This window comes from Caulobacter sp. GW821-FHT09A05, from assembly GCF_059418465.1.
This window is the reverse complement of record NZ_JBWKPX010000018.1, coordinates 3,363-17,514: the sequence shown is the minus strand read 5'-3', so window position 1 is coordinate 17,514 and position 14,152 is coordinate 3,363. Positions and strand designations below refer to the sequence as shown.

The window sequence follows — 14,152 nt, the reverse complement described above, 5'->3', positions numbered from 1 at the left end:
GCTACACTCGCTTCCATGGCCGGCGACGGGATTCGCAAGATCATTCATATCGACATGGACGCCTTCTATGCGTCGGTCGAACAGCGCGATGATCCCAGCCTTCGAGGGCGTCCGCTCGCGGTCGGCCATGGGGCCAGGCGCGGCGTCGTCGCCGCCGCCAGTTACGAGGCCCGGACGTTCGGCGTCCGCTCGGCCATGCCCTCGACAACCGCCCTGGCCAAGTGCCCCGAACTCATCTTCGTGCCGCCGCGCTTCGAGGTCTACAAGGCCGTCTCCCGGCAGATCCACGCGATCTTCGCCGACTACACCGACCTGATCGAGCCGCTGTCGCTGGACGAGGCCTATCTCGACGTCACCGAAAACCGGCGCGGCCTGACGACCGCCACCGACACCGCCCTGGAGATCCGGGCGCGCATCCTGGACACGACGGGCCTGACCGCCTCGGCCGGGATTTCCTACAACAAGTTCCTGGCCAAGCTCGCCTCGGACCAGAGAAAGCCCAACGGCCAGTTCGTGGTGCCGCCAGGCAAGGGCGAGGCCTTCGTCCAGTCGCTGCCGATCGGCCGGTTCCATGGGGTGGGCGCCGTGACCGAGGCCAAGATGAAACGGCTGGGCGTCCATACCGGCGAGGACCTGCACCGCCAGAGCCTGACCTTCCTGCAACACCATTTCGGCAAGTCGGGGCCGTGGTACTACGCCATCGCGCGCGGCGAGGACCATCGCGCCGTCAATCCGGACCGGGTGCGCAAGTCCTCGGGCTCGGAGACCACCTTCGACCAGGACCACACCGAACCCGAACCTATCGAGGCCGGCGTCCTGGCCATGGCCGACGACGTCTGGGCCTAGTGCGCGAAGACCGGCGCCCGGGCCCGCACGGTGACGGTCAAGATCAAATGGGCCGACTTCCAGCAGGCGACCCGCAGCCGCTCCCTCCCCTCGCCCGTCGCCGACCGCCAGACGCTGCGCCAGACGAGCCTGGACCTGATCCGCTCCGTCTATCCGCCACGCCTGGGCATCCGCCTGGTCGGCGTCACCCTGTCGAACTTCGATCAGGAGATTGCCCTTCGGGACGAGCAACTGGGGCTGGGTTTCGATGCGACCCGCGTCGATCAGCCGACAATGCAGGCCGCCCATCATGCTTAAGGTTCAAACCATGCCGCCAAGACGCCGCCCGACCGCCCGCCTGCTCACGCCCGTCGGCCTGGCGGGCCTGCTGGCGGTCGCCGCCCTGGCCGCCGTCATCGGCCTTAGCCTGATGGTCGTCTTCCAGCCGCGCTAGCCGAAATCCGACACGCGGCGCGCGGCGCTCAACGGATCGACCAGGGTTTGACCGCCGCCAGCATCAGGCCGAGCGACACCGCATAGGCGACCGCCACGACACCCGGCGGCGCCTGCTTGAACACCAGGGTCCAGCCGCCGACGATCACCCCGGCCGGCAGGACGGCGACCAGCAGACAGCCGATCCACATCATCGGCGGGATCACCCACGCCGGCAGCCAAGCCTCTTCCTCGTCGTCATACCAGCCCATGGCCGCCCCCGGATCCACAACCCGGAAGAACAATACACGCTTGAGGTGATCTGAACATCGCCTCACGGCCCGGCGTGAACACGGCCCCGCCAGGGCGGGGCCGAACCGCTCAGTAGTCCTCGGCCAGCATGATCGTCAGCACCCGGCGCGTCACCGCAGGATCAGCCGGATCGGGCGAGCCGAACGCCAGGGCCAGATCGTAGTAATCGATCTTCCAGAACAGCGCTCGGCCCTCGACCGTCACCGCGCCGAAGTCGTGCTCCCCATAGGGGTCGTCCTCGGCGTCGAAGCAGTCCTGGGCCAGCACGGCCCGCACCGCCGCGCCGATGAAGGCCAGACCCAGGGCCTGGACCCCGGCGGTCATTACCCAGCCCGGACCCGGCTGGCGGCGGAAGGCGTCGTTGAGGACGGCGATGGCCTTGGACTTGGCGTCGGCGGCTTGGGGATCGGCGGACATGACTTGCGCTCCTTTCGGGCGCGCCCCTGTGGCGCGCCGGACGCAAGCGGGTCCGGCCGGCAAAGCCGGCGCCGGCCAGACCGGGCCGAAGGCCCGCCGCGAAGCGGGGCGCGCTGCACGCAGCGAAGCGGAGGAAGCAAGCCGCCTTGCGGGCGCCGGCGCCGCCGGCCAGGGACCAGCGTCCGGCGCGCCGCAGGGGCGCGCTTCGCGCTCAAGCCTCTCGTAAGGATCTCACGGCCAGCGCGTCAGCCCTCAGGCCCGTCCACGCTCGCCGCCACCGACCGATCCAGCGACCGCCCAACCCGCCGCGTCACAGGTCGGCGGGAAGCGCTTTAGTTTGCCCTCTGTCGTTGTAGGGTGAAGCTTCAAGCGCGCCTTCCCGGCATGGCCTGAGGATCGAGGACACCCACGTTGAACGTCTTGTTGTTCGCCACAGCTTGGGGACCGCTGCACGGCGGCATCAACGCCTTCAATCGGTCGCTCGCCATCGCTCTGGCCGGCGAACTTGGCGACGGCCATGTCTACTGCGCCATTACCGATCCTGGGCCGCCCCCGATTGAGCAGGCCCGGCGATCCGGCGTCACGCTTGTCCCCCTTTCGGGGGAAAGCGGAACCACGGAAGTTGATGGCGACTGGGCCGTCGCGGCGCGCGATCGCCTGAACGCCCTTGGTGTCGAGCATGTCGATCTCTGCATCGGCCACGACACGATCACCGGCGACGCCGCCGTCGATGCCGCGGCGCTCCTTGGCGCGCGTTCGGCCGTCATCCACCACATGGACTACCGCAGCTACCACGGCGTGAAGGGAGAACCTCAACGGACCGATACGCTCAGCGGTGGGCAGGCCGACCTGCTGCTTCGCGCCGACCTGGTTTTTTCGGTGGGTCCTCTTTTGGGAGAGTCGGCGCGGCGTCTGGGAAAAGGTCGTTCCGTCATCGAATTGATCCCAGGCCTGGAAGACGCCCCCGCGCAGACCTCCTCGGATCACCAGCTCGAGGTGGTCACCTTCGGACGCTTCGATAACGCCAACCGCGTGATCAAACAGGGTCGCCTGGCGGCGATGGGCTTCGGCCTCGCGGCCCGGACGGCTTACGAAGCCAAGGCGTACGGTCCGTTCAAGGGTGCGCCGCTTTCGATTGTAGGCCTTGATCCGAAGAAAAAGGATGAGGCCCAAAAGCTCCAGGAACTGGCGGATAGCGCAGCGAACCGGGTCGTCAACGTCCTGCCCCTGGCGTTCTCGCCGGATCCTGTGGCGATCATGGAACGCCTCGCCAGCAGCAATTTGGCTTTGGTTTTGTCGCTGCACGAGGGCTTCAGCCTAACGGCCTGGGAAGCGATCGCCGCGGCGACCCCACTGATCTTGACGGAAAACAGCGGAGTCCATCGCCTCCTCAAGCAGGAGCTGAGAGGCGCCGCGCTGGGCTGCATCAAGACCATCGACATCCAAGGATCGCGGATCGAACCCTTCGTCAACGCCGAGGACCAAAGGGCTGTCGCGGAGGCGATCGGTGACATCGCCAGAGATATTCGCGGGGCCAAGGACGACGCGATCCGGCTACGCGATCTGTTGCGGGAGAGGATCGGATGCAGTTGGTCGGACACGGCGCGTCAGGTGCTGCAGACCCTTAGCTCAGGGCCGCCCGCGACACGCTCGCCTTCCCGTCCCCGCGCCCGCGTCACGCAACCTCGCTCAACCGCGCCACATCGTCCGGTGACGGTCAGCCAGGTCGTCACCAATCCGCTTCCCAGGTGCGCCCATATATCCCTTACGCAGACCCAGGGCGGCCATTCGCTTTCGTACGACCTCGTGCCGGAGGTGCGGTTCGGGCGCCACGTGATGAGACTGGACGGCTTGGAGGTCACATGCGCCCTGAAGCGCGCCGATCTGGCCTTGTCGCTTGAAGGCTGCGAAATCCTTCCCGGCGAGAGGCTTGGTGACCGGCCCTCCGCGTCGCCGAACATCATCTCCGAGCCGCCAAGCCGATGGCGGATCGAGGGGCCGCTGGTGAACAATCTGTTGGCGCCACGCCCGCTTGGCGACGAGCGGCTCTGCGCCATCGGTATGAATGATAGCCAGGCCGTCGCGAACTTTTCCATCACCTGTCACCGCCGGGATATCAGCTTTCAGTACGACAGGCGCTTGCCCGGACTGAACCCGGCGAAGAAGAAGATCATGAACCTCTTCCTGACCAAGTGCCTGCCCGGGGGCGAGGAGCCAGAGATCGTGCTGAGCACGGCGGCCCTCCATCTGACGGTCGACGACGAATGAGGCTGGACGAACAGCAACTGCGCGTCTGGCGCCGGCTTCGCGACAGCGAGGCGCGTGATTTCCAGAGTCTCGTGCACATCGCGCGCCTCGATCCCGCGCGTGACTTCAAGGGCGCGGACTTGGCGGAGGTCGATTTCGGGACGGCGGACCTTCGGCGCTACAATTTCGAAGGCGCCGATCTGCGCGGGGCCAACCTGTCGCGGGCGCGGGTGACGATGGGCGGCCTGCGGGGGGCCTTGCTGGCCGGCGCCAAGCTTCCGCCCTCCTCCAACCTTACCGACCTGCAGGTGGAGATCACCAGCACCATCATCGAGCATCTACGTCAGCAACATGACCGCGCGCTGGTAACCGCGCCCCAGGGTGTGGGGATTTCCAGGGTCGTGACCGAGCTGCTTTACGAGTTCGTCGTCAACGCCACCGGGACGATGGCTTTGGTGCTGACGCCGTCTAAATCGATGGCTCAACAAACGTTCGAGCGTCTCAGAAAGAGCGATGTCGAATCGGTCGACCTGCTGACCAACCTCTCGCCCGGCGCTCCGGCGGCCAGAACCTATGTGGCTGACTACGGCTCGTGCCTGCGGTTCCTCAGAGATTCCGACAGCTTTCCTCACGGGCCGCTCAAGGGCGGCGCCTTCACCCATCTCATCTGCATGGCGGCCAATCAGACCAAACCCCAGATCGTGAGGGACATCCTCGAGAAGACCTCCATGCTCAACCAGGTCGCCTTCCTCGTCGGTGATGGTGACATCGGCTCGCCCCTGGCGAGCCACTTCGCGAACAATGACATCTTCGAGTTCGACATCGAGGGCGCTCGCACCGCCGGTTTCCTCCCGCCACAGAGGATCACGGATCTTCGCGCCGTCGTCTCAGGATCCCCCGGTTCGCCCGCGCCCCAAGGCAAGTCCATCACCAGGCGAGCGATGCGGGACTTCATGGATCGCCTCGACGACGCGGAACTGCTCCTGGAGAAGTCGCTCGTCCTTTGCGCGTCCCGGGCCCAGGCCGAGGACGCCGCTGACGAACTCAACAGACTCTACGGCGAGCGTGGCATGGTCGCCGGCCCCGATACCCCGCACGATGTGGCCGTCACCGCCAATTCACGCGAGGAGGCCGAGTACCTGCTCGGTGAGCAGAGCGAGCCGTTCGTCCTGTGCTGCACCACTCACGCGCTCGAAAGCGAGTCCTATGCCGAGCTGCGCGCCATCGCAGTGCTCGTCAAAACCGCGAGCGGTCGCACTCGGCATCTTTGGGAATTGGCGGGACCGCGGCATGGCGGCGCCGATCCCCTCAGAATATTCGACTACGCCGGCGCGGCCGTGAGATCCACGAGACGATAGGACCGAGCCGCGCGCGCCAGCAGGCGACGATCTACGGGCGCGCGCTTCGCTCGCGGCCTATCGCAAGAATCTCACGGCCAGCGCGTCAGCCCTCGGGCCCGTCCATGCTCGCCGCCACCGACCGGTCCAGCGACGCCGCCGAGATGATCGCCCGGAACTCGTCCAAAATTTCTGGGTGTCGCGAGCGCAAATAGCGCTCGATCTCCTCGTTATTGACCAGCCTGGCCAGATAGCCCGACGCGATTACCAGATGCAGCACGTCATCGCCGTAGGAGGCCTCGAGCGCTTTGAAGTCCTGGGTCAGGGACGACATCTCCCGCTCCATCCGCGCCATCTGCTCGGAGGTCATGCCGCCGATCTTCTTGGGCTTGTCCGGGTTCACGAGATCGAGCTGCCGTGTCGCGGCCAACAGGGCCTTGGCATAGGCGGAGGTGAAGTTCCCGGCCGAGATCATCAGTTCGGCGACCTCGATCTGGCGCATCGCCTTCATCTTGCGCAACACTTCGAAGGTGACTGGATTGACCGACCGGTCCTTGAGGAGTTCGATCACCTCGGGCGCGACACCGTCGAGAAGGTTCCGACGGCGCTTGATGGACCGGACGTCGACGTCCAACGCCCGCGCCAACTTCTCCTCGGAGACCCCGCGCTCCAGCGCCCTGACGATCATGTAGTGCTCCTGGATGGTCGCCAGGCGGTTGACACGCTTGTTGTAGGTGAAGGCCTCGTCATCAGCCGCCAGCAGGCACCGGGTTTGCCGTTCGCCGAGGTCGCGCAGGATGGCGTGGCGAACATGCCCGTCGAGCAGCATGTAGGGCCCGCCGCCTGGCGAGCGGACAACGACCAGCGGTTCGATGACGCCGACCTCGGCGACCGACTGGGCGATGCGGCGATACTTGACCGACGCCCTGACCTTGTCGGCGAGCTTGCGCATCGGCAGGATTTCATCGAGCGGAACGGTGAGCAGATCCCGCTCGAAGGCGACCTTGACCTCGTCCACCGTCAGGCTCCGGCCACGCCGAGCCGCTCGGCCAGCGGTTTGGGCAGGGTGTGCATCGCCTCGGCGCGCAGCAGCGTGACGAAATGCTCGTCGCCAAGCAGGCGGCGCAGGCCGTTGACCACGAACAGCAGCCGGCTCTGGGCCAGGGCCGCCTTCTTGACCAGGAGCTTCTGGCGATCGGTTTCCTTGCGATAGGCGCGGACCAGGGAGTCGGCCGTCACCCGCACCCGCAGGCCGCCGCCGCGCGAGCCGCTGTGGCCGGCCTTACCGCTGGTCTTGCGCTGCTCGATGATCCGGCGGATCGCCAATACCTGATTGCCCGGCAGCGCCTTGTTCTCATAGGCCTCGGTCAAGGCGCCCTGCACCTCGGCGTCGCCAGCCTTGGCGATCTCCATGGCGACGCTGTGCGGGATCAGGCCCCGTTCGACGGCGTTGATCAGCCGCTCCTCGCCGTTTTCCAGCAGGAAACAGATGGCCCAGATGTATTCGGGGCTGAAGTCGGTCTTGCGGGCGATCTCCGCCGTCGAATAGCCGCGCTCCTTGAGGGCGCCGATCTCACGAACCAGTTCCAGCGGGGTGTGCTGACGCCGGGCGAGGTTCTCGACTAGGCTCATCACGAAGCAATCCTCCTGCGAGGCCTCCACGACGATGGCCGGGATTTGCGACTGACCCAGCGCCAGGAAGGCTTCCAGCCGGCCCTGACCGCAGATCAGGTCATAGCCCGAGTCATCCGGCCGCCGGCTGACGGTGATCGGCTTCTTCAGGCCCAGATTGGCGATGCTGGTCACCAGTTCCTGGAACACCCGCTTGTTGCGCGAGCGCGGATTGAGAATGGTGATGTCGGCGATGGCGATCGACTGGATTTCGGGGGCGTGGTCGCTCATGCCGCGCTCCTCAGGCTGGCGCGCCGCGTCAGGTCAAAGAAGGGATCGAGGTCGTCGAAGCGATAGGCGTCGAGGAAGACGCCGTTCTCCTCGCTGAGCCGCAACTTGGCCGCCGCGCCCAGATCGATCCACGGCAGCAGGTAGTAGTCCTGGACGGCGGCGTTCTCGCCATCCATGCGCGCGACGATGGTGATGTCGGGCTTGAGGCTGGTGTCGAGACGGATCTTCCATCGCGAATGGCCCGCTGCGGTGCGGGCGCAACGCACGATGGCCAGGGAGGCCGAAAACTCCTCGTTGATGGTCAGCAGATCGGTGACGGGATCGACGCGGACGCTGGCCCCGAGCGCCTCGATGCTGGCGATGGTCCGCTCGACGACCTGCGGATGCAGCAGGCGCAGGGCCCGGTTGGTCTCCAGGTAGCGATAGTCGCGGCTCGTGGCGTAGCCGACCATCTGATAGGCGCGGACCAGACTGCCGAAGCGGTGGCGATAGGTCGAACTGGACGGCATGTCCTCCAGTTCGTCAATGATCAGGCCCGAAAGGCACCCCCGCTGCGCCAGCAGCCCGGTCAGACGTTCCAGAAGCTCGGCGTCGGTGAACCGGCGGCTGCGCTCCTCGATGATCCGGCGAGCCGCGATGAAGAAATCCGGATCGACGATGCCCTCGAACGCGGCCTCGGCCCGGATCCATTGCTCCGGCTCGTTGACCACCCGCCGCTTCTTCAGCTTGAAGGAGACGCGGTTATAGACGTTGTTGCCGACATATTTTTCGTTGGTCAGGACCTGATGGACGGTGCCGCGTGTCCAGGGCCGTTCAAGATCGGTCAGGACGCCCTCCCCGTTCAGCAGCAGAGCGATCTCGCGCTCGGACCGACGGTGCAGCACGAACATCCGGTAGATGCGCTGGACGACCTCGATCTCCTCGGCCGGACCGGGAACGAGCACGACCCGATCGGTCTGCAGGCTCTTGTGCTCGCCGCGATCCAGCAGCGCCTTGGGTCGGCGGTGCTCATCGACCAGTTGTCGGCGCAAACCAAAGCCGGCGGGGCCGCCCTGACGGAAACCGAGATTGATCAGTCGGCACTGGCCGGTGAAGACCTTCACCGACAGCTCGCGGCTGTACTCGCCGGCCATGGCTCGCTTCATGCTCTTGATGATCGTGGCGCTGAGGCTGCCGTCGTTCTCGAACTGCTCGGCGCAGTAGTGGATGGTGATCCCCGCCTCGCGGCAGAGAAATTCGTAATAGGCGCCCTCATCGGCGTCCTGGAACCGTCCCCAGCGGCTGACGTCATAGACGAGGATGGCGGAGAAGTCGGCGCGACCGGCCTGGACGTCGGCGATCAGCCGTTGGAGCGCCTCACGGCCATCAAGCCGCAGGCCGCTCTTGCCTTCGTCGGCATAGGTCTTGACGATCTCGAAGCCTCGGGTCTCGGCATAGCGCTCGATGATCTGGGCCTGGTTCTCCGTCGAATACTTCTGATGTTCGGTGCTCATCCGGGTGTGCAAACGGAGGGGCGGCTTCGCGGGGACCCGGCTGCAGGGCGTGACCTCCCTTCCCGCCTGGCTCTCCTGGCCACGACCGAAGCTGGGCGGAAGCCGATCCGAAGTGCGCCGAGGGCGGAGCCCTAAGCCCCGGCCGCGGAGCGGCCAGACAAAACCTCTTGGGCCGCGTCAGCGGCCACCAACAAGAATGAAGCCTGCACAGGAGCCCGCGCGAAGCGCGTGGCGGGAGGCGGCGTCGAGCGGCCGGCGGCGCCCCAAAGGCGCCCGCCAGGCGTCACGCCCGTAGGAGCGGCGAAAGCCGCGGGACCGAGCGTGACCGCCGGCCGCTCACCCGATCGGGTGGAGCCGGGCGCGAAAGCGCCCGGCGGGAACCCCTGGCCATGGTTCGAACGGAGATCTGGACTCTGGAAACAGGGTCACGCGCCTGAAACGATCCGACCGCGAAATCACCTTGGTCGCGCCGTTGCAAAGCCCCGTTCGCCGCCCAATCTCTTCCTCGACGCGGACAACCCGGCTCCCTTCCCCCCGGCCGGCCTCAGCGTCCAAAAAGCGAAAGCGCGCCGCCCGTGCCTCTCCCCCGGCACGGGCGCCGTTCGTTCTAGGCGTAGGCCGCCGAGGGACCGCCGGCTTGACGCCAGGCCGCCTCCAGCACCGGCTCCAGCCGCTCTTCATCGACACTGGCCAGGCGCACGCGGGTCACGCCGCGCTTGCCGCGCCCGCCCGGCTCCGGGGACAGGCCTTCGCACGCCTTCATCAGGCGGGCCTGCTCGGCCGGCGTCAGTTTCACCACCGCCCAGCCAGCTTCAGGCCATCCCAAGGTGGCGAACACCTTGTCCTTGATGCGGAACTCCTGCGATCCCAGGATCGGTCGTTCCTGGGCGCGGGGAAAGCTCAAGGCGAGGGCGCGGAAGGTTTCAGGCGTCATCATCAGGATCATGCGGCGGCGCGCCCAGCGCGCTCGGGAGATGCTCATGAGGATCATGAGTCGCGCGCTCTAGCGGAAGCCTTCCAACACTTCCGACAGACCGTGCGAAACCCGCTTATTCCCTGCCTTTCCACCCTGCGGCACGCCGCGCCGGGCAGGCGCCTTGCCTATGCGGCCCGCCGCGTTCAACCATCACGGCCATGCCCCGCCGCACGCGCCCCGCTCGCCGCTCATGGCGCTATCCCGACGATCTCTTCGACTATCTGAAAAATAATTCTCCCGAGCCACTACCAACCAAGGCCGCGGCGTTCGTCTCCATCGTAGTCACGGACGACTGGCCCGCTGTCGTGCCCATCACCGATCGCGAGGTCCAGGTCACCGAGGCCCACCTGGAGCGGGTCCTGGCCGAATTGTTCGGGCCCCTCCCCTAATCCTGGGAGACCGACATGGCCCGCAAGCCCAAGCCCAGCCCGCGCGAAACGCCCAGGGCGGCGCTTTATCTTCGCGTTTCGACCGGCCGCCAGGCCGAGGGCGATCTTTCCATCCCCGATCAGCGACGCCAGCTTCAGGCCTACTGCGCCAACAAGGGGTGGCCGGTCGCGGCCGAGTTCGTCGAGCCCGGCAATTCCGCCACGGACGACCGTCGCCCCGCCTTCCAGGCGATGATCGACGCGGCGACGGCCAAGCCGACGCCCTACGAGATCATCCTGGTCCATTCCTTCTCGCGGTTCTTCCGCGACCAGTTCCAGTTCGAATTCTACGCTCGCCGGCTGGCCAGGAGCGGTGTGCGGATCGTCTCCATCACCCAAGAACTGGGCGAGGATCCGATGGGCCTGATGATGCGCCAGATCATGACCCTGTTCGACGAATACCAGTCCAAGGAGAACGCCAAGCACACCCTGCGGGCCATGAAGGAGAACGCCCGCCAGGGCTTCTGGAACGGCGCCCGGCCGCCCCTGGGCTACCGCACCTATGTCGCCGAACAGCGCGGCGCGAAAAACAAGAAGAAGCTCGAGATCGACCCCATCCAGGCCGAGAAGGTCCGCCTGATCTATCGCCTGGCGCTCTATGGTCACGAGTCCTCGGGCCCGCTTGGGGTCAAGTCGATCGCCGTGCATCTCAATGAACGCGGCCTGTTCACCCGCGACGGCGGGCGCTGGGGCGTCTCCAGCGTCCACCAGACCCTGACCCGCACGACCTACATCGGCAAACATCCCTTCAATTCCCGCCACTTCAAGACGGGGGAAGCCAAGGAGGAGGCCGACCAGGTGATCATGGATTGCCCGGCGATCGTCTCCGCCGAGGAGTTCGACGCCGTCCAGCGCATGATGTCCCAGCGCAATCCTCGCGCCATGAGCCCCAGCTTTACCGGCGGCCCAACCATGCTCGGCGGCATCTGCTTTTGTGGACTGTGCGGCCGGGCCATGACGCTGCGGACCGGCAAGAGCGGCAAATATCGATACTATACCTGCTCGACCCTGGCCCGCGCGGGCAAGACTGGCTGCGGCGGCATCAGCGTCCAGATGGATCGCCTCGACGACGCGGTAGCCAATCTCCTGGAAATCCGGATCCTCGACCCCGTGCGCCTAGCCGCCCTCGTCGGCAACATCCTGGATCACCGCGACCAATGGCTGGAACGCCGGCGCGCCCATCTTGCCGATCTCAGGAAGATCGCCACCGAAGCCGAGGCCAAGCTGCAGCGCGTCTACATCGCCATCGAGGACGGCCTGACCGATCCGAGCGATCGGTCTCTAAAGGATCGGATCAAGGAACTGCGCACCAAGCGCGACGCTGCGGAGGAAGATGCGGCCCGCGCGGCCTCGGCGATCGACAATCTCGGGCCGGCGATCAGCCCGGAGATCATGATCCGGTTCGCCCAGGCGACCCGGGAGATGCTGCGCAACGAAGACGGCACCTACCGCCGCGACCTGCTTCGCGCGGTGGCCAAGCGCGTCGAGGTCCACGCGGCGAACGATGTCAGGGTGCTTGGGAACGATTGGGAGCTCGCGCGCACCGTCGCGGCGAACAATGGGGTACAAGGGGCGGCCCTTTCGGTGCCCAGAGTTGTACCGGGGTGGCGCGCCCTGCTGGATTCGAACCAGCGACCGCTCGCTTAGAAGGCGAGTGCTCTATCCAGCTGAGCTAAGGGCGCGGACTCCAGGAGGAGAATTTTGAGACGGAAGTCCTAGTGGGTCCAGGGCTGCTTGCGGCCGGCGGCGAAGTTGTCGGCGTAGGCCTTGATGATCCGCTTGGGCGTCTTGGGCTCGAACAGCTGGAACGAGATCTCGTGACGCTGGGCGTAGGCCACGGCCTCGTCGCGGGTTTCGAAGTTCAGGCGCACCTGGCCGTTCATGTCGCTCGACTGGGTCCAGCCCATCAGCGGGTCGGAACGTCTGGCCGAGGCCGGTTCGAACTCCAGCACCCAGTCCTTGGTCTTGGCCTTGCCGGACTGCATGGCGGTCTTGGCGGGGCGGTAGATGCGCGCGAGCATGAAAGCCTCTCCAGGTCGATCGTCGCCCCGAACGGGGGTCTAGGTGGTCGGAGCGGCAGGATTTGAACCTGCGACCCTCTGGTCCCAAACCAGATGCGCTACCAGGCTGCGCTACGCTCCGAAACACCGAGCGGCTGCTCTACAGGGCTTCGTCGCCGGGAGCAAATGGAACGGGCGCGCTTCAGCCCTTCAAGAAGATTTTGTTGAGCACCCGGTCGCCCGGCAGGATGCCCAGCTGGGCGGCGCGGCCGCCGGGGATCTCCAGCACGCCGCGGACGACGCCGCCCGAGGGGATCGGCGTCTCGTCGTGCGGCACGGCGTTGCGGGCGATCGACAGCACCCGGCCGTCGGGGCCGATGTAGAGGATGTCCAGCGGGATCAGGGTGTTCTTCATCCAGAACGCGGCCCGCTGAGGCGGGTTGTAGGGAAACAGCATGCCGCGGTCGGGGGCCAGCGACTTGCGGAACATCAGGCCCCGCGCCTGCTCGGCCTTGGTCACGGCCAGTTCGACCGTGAACTTGACCCGTCCCCGGCTGGTCAGGATCTCGACGGTGTCGAGCTTGGCCGAGGGCGTGGCGGTCGCCGCCGGCCCAGGCCTGGCCTGCCAGGCCTGGGCCGGCGGCGCGATCAGGGCGCTCGAGACCAGGGCCATGGCGACAAGCGCCAGGACGCGCCGTCCGATCGTCATCATCAAGGTCACACGCGCCTCGCCATCCTCGCCGCGTCCCGCGACGCCGCGATCCTACGAGGTCGCGATGGCGAAGGCCATTCCTCCGGCGCTACTCCTCGCCGGGCGCGATCTCGGCGACGACCAGACCCTTGGGCCCTTCGGCGAAACGCACCATCACGTCGTCGCCCGGCTGCAGGTCTTCCAGTCCGCCGCGACGCAGGGTCTCGATATGCACGAAGATGTCGCCCGGTTGGCCGTCGCGAACGACGAAGCCGTAGCCCTTGGTGCGGTTGAACCACTTGACCTTCGCCCGCTCGGCCGGCCCCACGGGCTCCAGCGTCTGGCGGCCGCTGTCAATTCCCGACCGGAAGCCGTGATCACGGCGCAGGCCCATGCCGCCGTCGCCGAACGTGCGCTTGGGCCGCTCCATGGGGACGCTGGCGGCGCTTTCGTCCAGGTTCACGACCTCGGACACCTGCCAGCCCTTGGGGCGCTTGACCACGTCGCAGACGATGATCGCCCCCTCCAGGGCCGTCTCCCGGCCGCAGTTGCGCAGGGAGGTGACGTGCAGCAGCACGTCCTTCAGGCCCGTCTGGCCTGGATCGTCGGGGACGATGAAGCCGTACCCCTTGCCGGTATCAAACCACTTTACGCGACCGCTGATACGCACGAATTCCTCATGCGATCCCGAGTCCTCGAAATCGAAACCAGACATTCCGCCCCTCTGGCTCGCCCAGACAGCCCAGGGGGCGAGCACCACAGAATAACACTGTTCTCGCGAGGCGAGAGCCGTCAATAACCAATTGACGTCATGGGACGGCCGAAACCCCCGCGCGACATTTCGTCGCAGCGTCTAGACCGACATAAACCTGAAATGTCCGTGGTGGGTGGTAGTCCCTAGGGGAGTCGAACCCCTCTCTCCAGAATGAAAATCTGGCGTCCTAACCGATAGACGAAGGGACCACGGCGCCTGCATTAGGCGGGTATTCGCATGTAAAGTCCAAGTACGCTTCGCGGTGGTAGTCCCTAGGGGAGTCGAACCCCTCTCTCCAGAATGAAAATCTGGCGTCCTAACCGATAGACGAAGGGACC

At 66.3% G+C, this 14,152-nt stretch carries 14 protein-coding genes, 4 tRNA genes and 2 pseudogenes; 6 read left to right on the top strand and 14 right to left on the bottom strand.

The window, feature by feature from the left end; translation table 11 throughout:
• Positions 1–15 precede the first annotated feature (15 nt).
• The 3 genes and pseudogenes from dinB to AC07NX_RS17060 all read left to right on the top strand — a co-directional run bounded on the left by dinB (position 16) and on the right by AC07NX_RS17060 (position 1,279).
• On the top strand, positions 16–846 hold the full coding sequence (gene dinB / locus AC07NX_RS17070) for a DNA polymerase IV (protein ID WP_494643386.1): 831 nt from the start codon (positions 16–18) through the stop codon (positions 844–846).
• Positions 847–864: 18 nt separating this feature from the next.
• Positions 865–1,143: pseudogene (locus AC07NX_RS17065) on the top strand (DinB/UmuC family translesion DNA polymerase); the annotation flags it as partial.
• 10 nt (positions 1,144–1,153) lie between these two features.
• On the top strand, positions 1,154–1,279 hold the full coding sequence (locus AC07NX_RS17060) for a hypothetical protein (RefSeq protein WP_269141710.1): 126 nt from the start codon (positions 1,154–1,156) through the stop codon (positions 1,277–1,279).
• Positions 1,280–1,307: 28 nt separating this feature from the next.
• Here the strand turns inward: AC07NX_RS17060 and AC07NX_RS17055 are convergent, their stop codons facing one another.
• Together AC07NX_RS17055 and AC07NX_RS17050 are read right to left on the bottom strand one after the other, a co-directional pair.
• On the bottom strand, positions 1,308–1,562 hold the full coding sequence (locus AC07NX_RS17055; protein WP_494643385.1) for a hypothetical protein: 255 nt from the start codon (positions 1,560–1,562) through the stop codon (positions 1,308–1,310).
• Positions 1,563–1,638: 76 nt separating this feature from the next.
• Entirely contained in the window at positions 1,639–1,986 is a 348-nt protein-coding gene (locus AC07NX_RS17050) for a DUF3768 domain-containing protein (RefSeq protein WP_494643383.1), read from the bottom strand.
• A gap of 411 nt (positions 1,987–2,397) precedes the next feature.
• On the opposite strand from AC07NX_RS17050, the gene AC07NX_RS17045 reads away from it, so the two are divergent.
• On the top strand, positions 2,398–4,254 hold the full coding sequence (locus tag AC07NX_RS17045) for a glycosyltransferase (RefSeq protein WP_494643381.1): 1,857 nt from the start codon (positions 2,398–2,400) through the stop codon (positions 4,252–4,254).
• Positions 4,251–5,591, top strand: a complete 1,341-nt coding sequence (locus tag AC07NX_RS17040) for a pentapeptide repeat-containing protein (RefSeq protein ID WP_494643379.1) — start codon at positions 4,251–4,253, stop codon at positions 5,589–5,591. Before AC07NX_RS17045 ends, AC07NX_RS17040 begins: the two co-directional genes overlap by 4 nt.
• 85 nt (positions 5,592–5,676) lie before the next feature.
• Here the strand turns inward: AC07NX_RS17040 and AC07NX_RS17035 are convergent, their stop codons facing one another.
• The 4 genes from AC07NX_RS17035 to AC07NX_RS17020 form a co-directional block, all read right to left on the bottom strand.
• Complete coding sequence (locus AC07NX_RS17035; RefSeq protein WP_494643377.1) at positions 5,677–6,588, bottom strand: plasmid partitioning protein RepB C-terminal domain-containing protein; 912 nt, start codon at positions 6,586–6,588, stop codon at positions 5,677–5,679.
• 2 nt (positions 6,589–6,590) lie between these two features.
• Positions 6,591–7,472 carry a plasmid partitioning protein RepB C-terminal domain-containing protein gene (locus tag AC07NX_RS17030; protein WP_494643375.1) on the bottom strand — a complete coding sequence of 294 codons (882 nt, stop codon included), beginning with the start codon at positions 7,470–7,472 and terminating at the stop codon, positions 6,591–6,593.
• The gene (locus AC07NX_RS17025) at positions 7,469–8,965 is read right to left on the bottom strand and encodes a recombinase family protein (RefSeq protein WP_494643373.1); all 1,497 of its coding nucleotides are present in this window, start codon (positions 8,963–8,965) and stop codon (positions 7,469–7,471) included. The genes AC07NX_RS17030 and AC07NX_RS17025 overlap by 4 nt, the downstream gene beginning before the upstream one ends.
• Before the next feature lie 607 nt (positions 8,966–9,572).
• Entirely contained in the window at positions 9,573–9,947 is a 375-nt protein-coding gene (locus AC07NX_RS17020; protein ID WP_494643372.1) for an MmcQ/YjbR family DNA-binding protein, read from the bottom strand.
• A 398-nt stretch (positions 9,948–10,345) separates the two neighbouring features.
• Here AC07NX_RS17020 and AC07NX_RS17015 point away from each other — a divergent pair.
• A pseudogene (locus AC07NX_RS17015) lies at positions 10,346–11,446 on the top strand (recombinase family protein); the annotation flags it as partial.
• A 204-nt stretch (positions 11,447–11,650) separates the two neighbouring features.
• Here the strand turns inward: AC07NX_RS17015 and AC07NX_RS17010 are convergent.
• The 8 genes from AC07NX_RS17010 to AC07NX_RS16975 form a co-directional block, all read right to left on the bottom strand.
• A complete protein-coding gene (locus AC07NX_RS17010) occupies positions 11,651–11,938 on the bottom strand; it encodes a hypothetical protein (RefSeq protein ID WP_494643370.1) in 288 nt (95 codons plus the stop codon).
• 36 nt (positions 11,939–11,974) lie between these two features.
• Positions 11,975–12,051, bottom strand: a tRNA-Arg gene (locus AC07NX_RS17005).
• A gap of 33 nt (positions 12,052–12,084) precedes the next feature.
• Positions 12,085–12,390, bottom strand: a complete 306-nt coding sequence (locus AC07NX_RS17000) for an ETC complex I subunit (RefSeq protein WP_035079271.1) — start codon at positions 12,388–12,390, stop codon at positions 12,085–12,087.
• A gap of 44 nt (positions 12,391–12,434) precedes the next feature.
• A tRNA-Pro gene (locus AC07NX_RS16995) sits at positions 12,435–12,511 on the bottom strand.
• 60 nt (positions 12,512–12,571) lie between these two features.
• Positions 12,572–13,081, bottom strand: a complete 510-nt coding sequence (locus tag AC07NX_RS16990; RefSeq protein ID WP_494643503.1) for a DUF192 domain-containing protein — start codon at positions 13,079–13,081, stop codon at positions 12,572–12,574.
• Between the two features lie 88 nt (positions 13,082–13,169).
• On the bottom strand, positions 13,170–13,775 hold the full coding sequence (gene cspD, locus AC07NX_RS16985; protein ID WP_494643368.1) for a stationary phase survival cold shock domain protein CspD: 606 nt from the start codon (positions 13,773–13,775) through the stop codon (positions 13,170–13,172).
• Positions 13,776–13,948: 173 nt separating this feature from the next.
• A tRNA-Glu gene (locus AC07NX_RS16980) sits at positions 13,949–14,023 on the bottom strand.
• A gap of 54 nt (positions 14,024–14,077) precedes the next feature.
• Positions 14,078–14,152 (bottom strand) — tRNA-Glu (locus AC07NX_RS16975).

What these genes read in the sequence shown, in the direction of transcription:
- AC07NX_RS17020 (WP_494643372.1), bottom strand. Translation starts at nt 9,947, where the DNA reads ATGAGCATCTCCCGAGCGCGCTGGGCGCGCCGCCGCATGATCCTGATG.
- AC07NX_RS16990 (WP_494643503.1), bottom strand. Translation starts at nt 13,081, where the DNA reads ATGATGACGATCGGACGGCGCGTCCTGGCGCTTGTCGCCATGGCCCTG.
- AC07NX_RS17060 (WP_269141710.1), top strand. Translation starts at nt 1,154, where the DNA reads ATGCCGCCAAGACGCCGCCCGACCGCCCGCCTGCTCACGCCCGTCGGC.
- AC07NX_RS17030 (WP_494643375.1), bottom strand. Translation starts at nt 7,472, where the DNA reads ATGAGCGACCACGCCCCCGAAATCCAGTCGATCGCCATCGCCGACATC.
- cspD (WP_494643368.1), bottom strand. Translation starts at nt 13,775, where the DNA reads ATGTCTGGTTTCGATTTCGAGGACTCGGGATCGCATGAGGAATTCGTG.
- AC07NX_RS17025 (WP_494643373.1), bottom strand. Translation starts at nt 8,965, where the DNA reads ATGAGCACCGAACATCAGAAGTATTCGACGGAGAACCAGGCCCAGATC.
- AC07NX_RS17050 (WP_494643383.1), bottom strand. Translation starts at nt 1,986, where the DNA reads ATGTCCGCCGATCCCCAAGCCGCCGACGCCAAGTCCAAGGCCATCGCC.
- AC07NX_RS17040 (WP_494643379.1), top strand. Translation starts at nt 4,251, where the DNA reads ATGAGGCTGGACGAACAGCAACTGCGCGTCTGGCGCCGGCTTCGCGAC.
- AC07NX_RS17000 (WP_035079271.1), bottom strand. Translation starts at nt 12,390, where the DNA reads ATGCTCGCGCGCATCTACCGCCCCGCCAAGACCGCCATGCAGTCCGGC.
- dinB (WP_494643386.1), top strand. Translation starts at nt 16, where the DNA reads ATGGCCGGCGACGGGATTCGCAAGATCATTCATATCGACATGGACGCC.